At 60.5% G+C, this 10124-nt stretch carries 7 protein-coding genes and 3 rRNA genes; 8 read left to right on the forward strand and 2 right to left on the reverse strand.

Going from position 1 to position 10124, the window contains the following annotated elements; translation table 11 throughout:
* From AB4Z19_RS30275 to AB4Z19_RS30290, 4 genes are all read left to right on the forward strand, one after another.
* Positions 1-116: ribosomal RNA gene (locus tag AB4Z19_RS30275) — 23S ribosomal RNA — on the forward strand; the annotation flags it as partial.
* A gap of 116 nt (positions 117-232) precedes the next feature.
* A 5S ribosomal RNA gene (rrf, locus tag AB4Z19_RS30280) occupies positions 233-345 on the forward strand.
* A gap of 45 nt (positions 346-390) precedes the next feature.
* A 5S ribosomal RNA gene (gene rrf / locus AB4Z19_RS30285) occupies positions 391-503 on the forward strand.
* A 182-nt stretch (positions 504-685) separates the two neighbouring features.
* The gene (locus AB4Z19_RS30290; RefSeq protein ID WP_442037115.1) at positions 686-2710 is read left to right on the forward strand and encodes an esterase-like activity of phytase family protein; all 2025 of its coding nucleotides are present in this window, start codon (positions 686-688) and stop codon (positions 2708-2710) included.
* Here AB4Z19_RS30290 and rtcR read toward each other — a convergent pair.
* Positions 2707-4293, reverse strand: a complete 1587-nt coding sequence (rtcR, locus tag AB4Z19_RS30295; protein ID WP_442025485.1) for an RNA repair transcriptional activator RtcR — start codon at positions 4291-4293, stop codon at positions 2707-2709. The two genes, AB4Z19_RS30290 and rtcR, sit on opposite strands and share 4 nt — an antisense overlap.
* 63 nt (positions 4294-4356) lie before the next feature.
* Between rtcR and AB4Z19_RS30300 the strand changes: the two genes are divergently transcribed.
* From AB4Z19_RS30300 to rtcA (AB4Z19_RS30315), 4 genes are read left to right on the forward strand one after another with little or no spacing between them, the layout of a single operon-like run.
* Complete coding sequence (locus AB4Z19_RS30300) at positions 4357-4566, forward strand: hypothetical protein (RefSeq protein ID WP_442025486.1); 210 nt, start codon at positions 4357-4359, stop codon at positions 4564-4566.
* Between the two features lie 18 nt (positions 4567-4584).
* Positions 4585-5820, forward strand: a complete 1236-nt coding sequence (locus AB4Z19_RS30305) for an RtcB family protein (protein WP_442025487.1) — start codon at positions 4585-4587, stop codon at positions 5818-5820.
* Positions 5821-5826: 6 nt separating this feature from the next.
* Positions 5827-6849, forward strand: coding sequence for an RNA 3'-terminal phosphate cyclase (gene rtcA / locus AB4Z19_RS30310; protein WP_442025488.1), 1023 nt, complete (start codon positions 5827-5829; stop codon positions 6847-6849).
* Positions 6850-6876: 27 nt separating this feature from the next.
* Positions 6877-7905, forward strand: coding sequence for an RNA 3'-terminal phosphate cyclase (gene rtcA, locus AB4Z19_RS30315; RefSeq protein ID WP_442025489.1), 1029 nt, complete (start codon positions 6877-6879; stop codon positions 7903-7905).
* On the opposite strand, the gene AB4Z19_RS30320 is transcribed toward rtcA (AB4Z19_RS30315), so the two are convergent.
* A complete protein-coding gene (locus AB4Z19_RS30320; RefSeq protein ID WP_442025490.1) occupies positions 7902-9932 on the reverse strand; it encodes a TonB-dependent receptor family protein in 2031 nt (676 codons plus the stop codon). The two genes, rtcA (AB4Z19_RS30315) and AB4Z19_RS30320, sit on opposite strands and share 4 nt — an antisense overlap.
* Between the last annotated feature and the right edge of the window lie 192 nt (positions 9933-10124).

Genomic DNA, 10124 nt, shown 5'->3' on the forward strand with positions numbered 1-10124 from the left:
GGGTCGTTCGAGACCAGGACGTGGGTCGTTCGAGACCAGGACGTTGATAGGTCAGGTGTGGAAGTGCAGTAATGCATTAAGCTAACTGATACTAATTGCCCGTACGGCTTGTCCCTATAACCTTGCCGGTTATGCGCACTTGCCTGTGTTTGAATGATTGAGTTTTACCCTGCTTACTTCTTCCAGATTTAGTGTGACGCCGCAGTGCGCGGCGACATACGTACAAGTTATGCTTGATGACCATAGCAAGTCAGTCCCACCCCTTCCCATCCCGAACAGGACCGTGAAATGACTTTGCGCCGATGATAGTGCTGCAACCAGTGTGAAAGTAGGTTATCGTCAAGCTAAATTATTTTGGTGACGCGCTATTCGCGAACCAATACCGGTCAGTCTGATGACCATAGCAAGTCGGTCCCACCCCTTCCCATCCCGAACAGGACCGTGAAACGACTTTGCGCCGATGATAGTGCTGCAACCAGTGTGAAAGTAGGTTATTGTCAGACTAAGTAATAAGAAAAGCCCGCTTGGCATGTGCCAGCGGGCTTTTTTGCTTTCAAACCCACGGCAGAAACAGGTGCCTGCCACGCCGTGGCAGGCACCAGGTTTTGGCCTCGGGTTTTGTTTTTTAGTCATCAGCTTGTCATTCTGACTTCGTATGCTGCGCCTTTTAACCAGAAGGACAGCCATGAAGCTCCCACGCCTCTCTCCCCTTGCACTTGCACTCGCACTGGCCGCTTGCGGCGGCAGCGACAATAACGATACGCCAGCACCACCGGCCAAGACCCAAATCAGCGGCGTCTTCCTGGACGGTGCGGTTGAAGGCGCGGACTATGTCGCCGGCACTTCGGCTAAAGCTGCAACGGGTTCGAAAGGCGAATTCACGTGCTCCGCCGGTGATTCGGTGAGCTTCAGCATTGGCGGTATCGCTTTGGGTAGCGCTAGCTGCGCCGCCACCATCACCCCGCTGCAGCTGGCTGGCGTGACCGATGTGAAGGATGCGAAAGTCGTCAATCGCCTGATGGCGCTGCAGCTGCTGGATGACGACAATGATCCATCCAATGGCATCAAGATCACCGCCGATGTGAAGACCTCGATGGCCAGCAAGAGCGCCGACTTTGGCGCGGCCGGCACGGACTTCAACAAAGCCTTCGCCACCACGCTGGCTGCTGCCGGCACCAAGTACGCCGCACGCACCGTCGATGATGATCGCCGCGCGCTTGTGCGCGAGCACTTCGAAGACACGCTAGCCTCCAAGGTTGGCACACCGGCTCCGGAATCCTTCACGCAAGGCGATGTGGCCGTGACCGTCACGCGCTACCAGATGCAGGCGGCGAACAGTTTCTACATTCCATACGAAGGCAGCAACGCCAAAGTGAAGGAAGACTTCCCGCTCGGCTTCCTGCCTTCGTACGGTTCTTCGCTTGCATTCAAGGGCACCAATGCCAACGGTGACCTGGAGTTCTACGGCTTGACCGACCGCGGCCCGAACGGCGATGGTCCTAATATTCCCGCACTGACCGGCACCGGCACGATCGCTGCCAAGATCTTCCCTTCGCCGAGCTTCACGCCATCGATCGGCGTGATCACGGTTGGCAAGAGCGGTGCCGTGCTGACTTCGACCTTGCCAATCAAAGTCTCTTCGGCTGTGAACAGCAATGGCCTGGTTCTCCCTGCCGGTACGCTGGGTAACTCGGCCGAAGTGCCGCTGCAGGACGCCATGAAGTACGACGCAAACAGCAAGGCCAACTTCAGCCTGAACGGCCTGGATACCGAAGCCATTGTGCTCGACAAGAAGCGCAATGTGCTGTGGATCTCCGATGAATACGGCCCGTTCATCGTGAAGATTGATCCGGCCACCGGCATCATCCAGTCCCGTTATGCGCCAGGCAGCGGCCTGCCTGCCATCTTCGCCAAGCGCCGCTCCAACCGCGGCATGGAGGGTCTGACGCTCGACACGACCACCGACAAACTGCACGGCTTCCTGCAAAGCCCACTGACCGATGGCAGCGCACCGTACAGCGTGACCGGCAAGAGCGAGCAGATCGAACGCTTTGCTCGTTTCACCCGCTGGGTCGAATTCGATCCGACCACTGGCGCCACGACCAGAATGTTCGCCTACCCGCTTAACGGCGCCGACTACGCAGACGGCCGCACCGGCAACGCCAAACTGGGCGACGTCGCTGCACTGGGCAACGGTAAATTCATCGTGATTGAACAGGGCGCTGCGCCAAGCGGCAAAGTGTTCAATAAGTTGATGCTGATCGAAATCGGCAGCGCGACTGACATCAACGCCGCCGCCTTCAACCCGGCCACCTCCGACCTGGAAAAAAGCTCGATGGGCGCGGTGGCTGTGAACGGCGCGGACTGGACCAAAGTGGTCACGCTGAAAAAGACCCAGCTGCTCGACCTGAACGCCGTCGGCTGGCTGGCTGAAAAAGCGGAAGGCCTGACCGTGGTTGATGCCAACACCATCGCGCTCGCGAACGACAACGATTTCGGTCTGAAGACCAAGATCTTCACCCCATCCGGCGACGCCGTGGCCGATGCCGACGTCACCAAGTGCAATGTGGATGCGAACGGCGTGATCATCACCAGCACTTCCGCAGGCTGCAACGCTGCCAACAGCATTCGCGTGGCGCGTGGCGATGACAAAGAACGCCCAAGCCGTATCTGGCTGATCAAGTTCGGCAAGGCGCTGACCAGCTACTAAGCCAGCTGCTCCCAGCTCAAACCGAAGCGGGCCAGGTACTTCTTCAAACGGTCCGCATCGTTAGGCTTTGCCTTGCTCTGGCGCGAGACGGAATACAGCTTCCGTCCCGCGTCAGACATGGACTTGGACTGGGCACACACGTCCACCACCGCTTGCAATTGCAGGCGATCAAACAGATCGAGCTGGGAGAGCGAATCTTCGTCCAGCAGATCTTCCAGCGAACTGCCGCGCGATGCCGCCGGCGTGATAGGCCGCCATTGATGCTGCAGGCGGGCGATTTCCTTTTCCGCGACTGGCGCCGTGATCCGGCCTGCTTCGGCCAGTGTCGCCATGCGCGTGACAGACGCTGATAGTTCACGGAAGTTGCCGTTCCATTGCGCATCCGCGGAAACAGCGAAGCGCATGAAGCGCTCGCGTGCCTCTTTATTGAAGCGCACCATGCTGCCATTCTCCGCGCCGAATTCGGTCAACAGATAATCCAGATTAGGTTCGATGTCTTCTGGCCGGTCGCTGAGGCGCGGCAGGGAGTAGTTCCACAAATTAATCCGCGCGTAGAGATCCTCGCGGAAGCGTCCTGCGGCCACTTCGGCCGCCAGATCGCGATTCGTGCCGGCGATGAGCTGGAAGTCGCTTTTCACCTCGTGGTCGCCGCCCATCGGCAGGAAGCGCTTTTCTTCGACTGCCTTGAGCAGCATGGCTTGCTCATCCAATCCCAGCTCGCCGATTTCGTCGAGGAAGAGCAAGCCTTTGTGCGCCGTGCGCAGCAAGCCGGGACGGTCGGAAGCCGCGCCCGTAAAGGCGCCTTTTACGTGCCAGAACAAGGTCGACCCAGCGCCATCGCCGTGCAGCGTGGCGCAATTGATCTCAACGAACTGCCCATCGAGTTGATGCCGCGCCTTCTTCAGTTCAAAAATGCGCCGCGCCAGAAACGACTTGCCCGCCCCCGTTGGCCCCATCAGCAGCATCGGCGCACGCGAGCGCGCGGCCACATGCTCGATCTCGTCGATCATTAGATTGAACTGCGCATTGCGCGTCGCGATGCCCGACTTCAGGAATTCAACGCCTTCTTTCTGTGCAGTGCTGAAGCGCTGCGCGATCTGGTCGTAGCGCGACAGATCCAGGTCAATGAGCACGTACTCGCCAGGTTCGCCTTCTCGATGTCGGCGTGGCGGCGAAGTTTGCAGCAGGCGGCCGGGAAAGAAGTGGGCCTCGGTCATCAGGAACAGGCAGATCTGCGCAACGTGGGTGCCGGTTGTGATGTGGACCCAGTATTCTTCTTTGTCTGGATCGAACTGGTAGCTGCGCGCGAAGTCATACAGGCAACTGTAGACATCTTCGAAGTCCCACCAGTCCTCGATCGGCATGGTGTGCAGGCGCACGTCTGTCTCCGGGGAGACGGACGCGATGTCGCGCTGAATGACGTGAGCCAGATCGATGTGGGCTTGACTGACCATCAGCTCAAAGCGGTCGATGACCAGGTCGGGGTGCTGGGTAATTGAGACGCTCGGACGCCACTTTTCCCACCGCCCACTGCCGCGCGGGCCGCCATCGAGCTGCGTGTCCAGGAAGTCTATATTTATCAACTACTTAGGAGGTCGGAGTGCCAATTGCAATAGTCGGGTACACGCAAAGACAAGGAGAAGAAAATGGCGGATACTCGGATCAAATCCTGGACCATCAGCGCAGGAGCAGTGGGCAAGAAGGCGATGCGTCGCAGCTTCGGCAACGCTTCTCCGGCGATGCGAATCACGGCCAGCCAGCGCCTCACCATGATCAGCTGGAATGACGGCGGCTGTGCAAACAATGGCCTGCAGGTGTGGGGTAGCGTGCTGTCCACGCTTGTGAATGCAGAATGAACTTGAGAATATAGAACCATGAAAAAGCACGAATACGACGTAATGAATGTTGAGGGCGGAAGCCCTGTGAAAATGTGGACGCGCGGTGTACCGGTTGAGCAGGAAGCGCGTGAGCAGCTGTCAAATACGGCAAGAATGCCGTTCATTTATAAGCACATCGCAGTAATGCCTGACGTCCACCTGGGTAAAGGATCGACCATCGGTAGTGTGATCCCGACCTTGGGTGCGATTATTCCGGCGGCCGTTGGCGTGGATATCGGCTGCGGGATGATGGCGGCAAAGACCACGCTGAATGCGCGGGACCTGCCGGATAATCTGGGTCCGCTGCGTAGCGCGATCGAGAAAGCCATCCCGCACGGGATGTCGCCGAAGACACGCGGTTATCGCGGGCGCGACGTGGGCTCCTGGGAAAATCCGCCAACCCCAGTGGATGCGGCCTGGGCGCAATTGAAGGATGAATTCGACGTCATCTGCCAGAAAACGCCGAAGCTGAAGAACACCAATAACTACAAGCATCTGGGAACACTGGGTAGCGGTAATCACTTCGTGGAAGTCTGCCTGGATGAACAGGGCTTCGTGTGGTTCATGCTGCACTCGGGTTCGCGCGGCGTGGGGAATGCCATCGGCAGCCACTTCATCGAAGTGGCGCAGCAGGATATGCGGACTCACATCGCCAATCTGCCGGACAAGGACCTGGCCTATCTGAAAGAAGGCACCAGCCACTACGACGATTATGTCGAAGCGGTCGGCTGGGCGCAGAAGTTTGCGCGCATGAACCGCGAGGTGATGATGCAGAACCTGATCGCGTCCGTTCGCACCGTTATCAAGAAGCCGTTTGAGACGCACGTGGAGGCGGTGAACTGCCACCACAACTATGTGCAGAAAGAGCGCCACTTCGGTCAGGACGTGCTGGTGACGCGTAAGGGCGCGGTGTCGGCACGCGAGGGCGAGCTGGGGATTATTCCGGGCTCGATGGGCGCGAAGAGCTTCATCGTGCGCGGTAAGGGAAATCCGGAAAGCTTCAACAGCTGCAGCCATGGCGCGGGCCGCACCATGAGCCGCAATGAGGCAAAGCGCCGCTTCACGCTGGAAGATCAGGTGCGTGCGACCGAAGGGGTGGAGTGCCGCAAGGACGCCGCGGTGATCGATGAGATCCCGATGGCGTACAAGGACATCGATGCGGTCATGCAGGCGCAGGACGAGCTGGTGGAAGTCGTCCATACGCTGAAACAGGTCGTATGCGTCAAAGGATAAGAATGCATGATTGAGATAGATGGTTCTAAAGGAGAGGGCGGCGGCCAGGTGCTGCGGACTGCGTTGTCGCTCTCGATCATTACCGGTCAGCCCTTCCGCATTGCCAATATCCGCGCCAACCGTTCCAAGCCAGGCCTGATGCGTCAGCACCTGGTGGCGGTAACGGCCGCCGCGCAGATTTGCAATGCCGAAGTGACGGGCGCGGCGCTCGGCTCGGTACAGCTGGAATTCACACCAGGCCCCGTTCGCGCGGGCGTGTTCGAGTTTTCGATCGGTTCCGCCGGCAGCTGCACGCTGGTGCTGCAAACGCTGATCCCGGCATTGCTGTATGCACCCGGCCAGTCGGTCGTGCGGGTCAGCGGAGGCGCACATAACCCGAAGGCGCCGCCGGCGGAGTTCCTGCAGCGGGCTTTCTGCCGTGCGATGTCGGCGATGGGCGCGTCGGTGGACGTGCGTCTGGAACGCGCCGGCTTCTACCCGGCCGGCGGCGGCGCGGTACAAGCGTCGATTCAGCCGGTGCACGAATGGCAGCAGCTGGACTTGATGACGCGCGGAGAGCGCCGGGACGGCTATGCGGAAAGCCTGGTGGCAGGCGTGCCATCTGGCGTAGCGCGCCGGGAACTGAGCTGCGTGGCCAGCGCAATGGGCTGGGACGAGGCGCAGCTGAGGACTTGCGTACTGCCGGAGGCATGGGGGCCGGGCAATGCTTTGCTGATGACACTCGATCACGAACACGTCACGGAAGTCTTTGTCGGCTTTGGTGAGAAGTCGCTACGCGCTGAAACGCTGGCAAAGCAAGTGGTTCAGGAAGCGCGGCTGTACATCGCGTCCGGCGCAGCGGTCAGCGAGTATTTGGCCGACCAGTTGATGCTGCCGATGGCGCTTGCGGGCGGTGGCCAGTTCACCGTCGACCGTGTATCAGAGCATGCGCGCACCAATGCCGAGATTATTGGACTGTTCCTCCCGGTTCGGTTCGAGTTTGCCGGCGATGAGCAGTACAGCACCGTGCGCGCCTTCGCCAGCAGTTGAAGGATAATGCCCTCGGGAGGGCAGGCGATGATTGAACTGGACGGCTCAACTGGGGAAGGCGGCGGGCAAATCCTGCGCAGCGCGCTGACGCTGTCCATGATTACCGGGAAGCCATTCCGCATTCAGAACATCCGCGCCAATCGCGAGCCGGCGGGATTGCGCCGACAACATCTGGCGGCGATACGCGCGGCAGCGGTTGTTTGCAACGCGGGCGTCACGCACGCGGAGGTCGGCTCGACAACTCTGGAGTTCACGCCCGGTACGCTGACCGGCGGCGTGTACGAATTCGATATCGGAACGGCCGGCAGCACGACGCTCGTATTGCAGACCGTACTTCTGGCGCTGCTGTTTGCGCCTATCCCAAGCACGGTCACGGTCACGGTCATCGGCGGCACGCATAATCCGATGGCGCCGCCGGTTCAGTTCCTGCAGCGCGCCTATTGCAGACTGCTGGCGGCGATGGGCGCGCGGGCCGAGATTGATCTGGAGCGTTTTGGTTTTTACCCGGCCGGCGGCGGCATCTTGTTTACCACCGTGTGGCCGTGGGAGCATCCACGGCGCGTTGAACTGATGGAGCGCGGTGCGCTACAGGCTTCACTTGCCGAGGCCTTTGTTGCGCGTATTCCGGCCAATGTCGCGCAGCGTGAGCTGAAGCAGGTTGCCGAGACGCTCGGCTGGCAAGAGCGTCAGTTGCAACTGCATGAGCTGACGCAGACCGACGGTCCGGGAAACGCGCTGCTGCTTACGCTCGACAGCGCGCACGTCACCGAAGTGTTCTCGGGCGTCGGCGACCGCCACATTCGGGCCGAGACAGTGGCGCAGGGCGCGCTGCTCGAAGCGCAGCGCTATCTGGCCTCCGATGCCGCTGTCGGCGAGCATCTGGGGGATCAGTTGATGCTGCCCATGGCGCTGGCGGGCGGCGGACGCTATACGCTGGACCACGTTTCGCGCCACGCGATCACAAATGCGGAGGTGATCGCGCGCTTTCTGCCGATTCATGTCAGCTTCGAGACGGGGCAGAAGTGCAGCACTTGTACTGTCGCGCCGCTTCACTAAAAGGTGTATTGCGCCGTCATCCCCAGCGCCCAGTTGCGGCCCGGCGCCGCTTCGTAATAGCGCTTGTTCGCGTCGCCGACAATCACAGAGCCGACATACTGGCGGTCCCCCAGATTATTCAAGCGCAGAAACTCCTTGATGCGCCAGCCGGGCAACTGCTGCGCCGCTTGCAAGCGCAGGTTCAGCAAGCTATACCCTGGCGCCGCTTGTTCGGCGTTCGTGTCTTCGACATAGAGACGGCCGCTGGCCTGGGCTTCAATTGCCGCACCGTAGCGGCCCTGCGGCTCGTTCCACGCCAGCTCACCGTATGCAGTGGTCCGCGGCACGGCGGGCAGGCGGCTGCCGTTGTCATAGGTCGCACGCAGGACGGACAGCGCGGCGCGGGCGCTGAAGCCGTGCGACCAATTTGTATCCACCGATAGCTCGCCGCCCTGGCGCAGTGTGCTGGCCGCATTGCGGTAGCTGGTGCGGCCGCCGCTGGATGCGTCCACGACCAATTCGTCGCGCGTACGGACCTGGAACAAGGCTGCGTCCACGCGCGTTCCCTGGAAAGGCGTGGACTTCACGCCCATTTCCAGATGCATGCTGCGTGCGGGGCGCAGGTTGAAATTGAAACCCCCGCCCGTACCCGAGTAGAACAGTTCATTCAACGTTGGCGTTTCGAAGCCGCGCGCGGCGCTGCCATAAATGTTCAGGGTTGGCGTCAGTTTGTAGAGCAGGCCGATCACCGGGGTCGTCTTCACGAAGCGCAGAGCGCCGCTATCGTTGCCATTGCTAAGGAAGTGGTCGTCGACTTCGACCTTCACGCGGCTATGACGTACACCCGCGCTGGCGACCCAGTCGCCGGACTGCCATTCGGTCTGCACATAGGGATCGGCATTCGAAACGATGTCGCGCTCATCCCGGCGCAAGGCTCCGCGCACGCCGAATTGATTGCCGATGAAATTCTCGTAGCCGCGCCGGTCGTCCGCCGAGCGATCGAAGTCGAAGCCAAGCGTTGTCCGTAGCGTGCCGCTTGAGAAGCGGCCTACGTGCAGATAGTTGAATGAGGTGCCGTAGAAATCGCGGCTGAAGTCCACCACGCCGCCGGAATGGCTGGGCGGCGCCTGGAAGGCTTTCGAGAATGCCTGGTATTGTACGACGTCGCGGTTCCCGCCATAGGCAACCAGCTGCAACCGGTCCTCGCCGAGGTGCAGCGTGTAGTTGGCGCCAACCTGCTCATGGTCGATGCTCTTGCGCGTGTTGTAGCGCTCCGCATAGCTGCGCTTGGGCGATTCGGTGTCGGTTGGATCGATTTCGCCGGCACGCGGGTCGCGCAGGAAAGTGGACCAGCTTACACCCAGCGGGTCTTGCGTATCCTTCTGTTCAAGGCGATTGGCGACCAGCGTGAGCGTAGCGTTGTCGGCCAGGTTGAATTTCAGCTTGGCGTATTGCTGGTCGCGGCGCGCGGCGCTGTGATCACGATAGCCGTCCGTCTCGAAGCGCGACGCGTCGAGCACGTAGCCAACGCCGACGGCTTTGCCTTGTGCCGACAGATCGACTTTGCGCATACCGTCGCTGCCGGCGATGACAGTCGCTTCGGCCGAAGGCGGCGACTTGCCGTCTTCGGTAAAGAGCTGGATCACGCCGCCGGAGTGATTGCCATATAGCGCAGAGAACGGACCGCGCAGGACTTCGATGCGCTGGGCGCGGTCCAGATTAAAGGTGGCGGCCTGCCCTTGGCCATCGGGCATCGTCGCCGGGATACCGTCTGTAATCAGGCGCACGCCGCGCACGCCGAATGCGGAGCGGGCGCCGAACCCGCGCGAAGAGATCTGGAGATCCTGCGCGTAGTTCTGGCGGTTCAGCGCCACGATGCCCGGCACAGCGACCAGCGCTTCCGAGGCATTGACTCGCGGCTGCGCATCGCGAATGGCGGACGAATCAAGGATGTCGATTGCCGCGGGCAGGTCGCTGCTCGCGTGCTCGTAATGGCTGCCGCTCACAACGATGATGGCAACCGGTTCATTAGAAGGAAGATAAGGCATGGGCGAAACTATACATTGGCCCTTGCGGACCTGCAGTGCGTTTGCTATAGTTCTGTCCCTCGCAACGCAACGCAGCAAACAGCGCGAAACGATGTGAGAAGTTTGAAGCGCAAGACGCTGAAAACGAAGGGGTTGACGAGTTGCACGCTGTACCGCATAATCTCGCTTCTCTGCTGCTGACAAACACAACGA

Source organism: Pseudoduganella sp. RAF19 (assembly GCF_052114165.1).
Classification (GTDB): domain Bacteria; phylum Pseudomonadota; class Gammaproteobacteria; order Burkholderiales; family Burkholderiaceae_D; genus Rugamonas.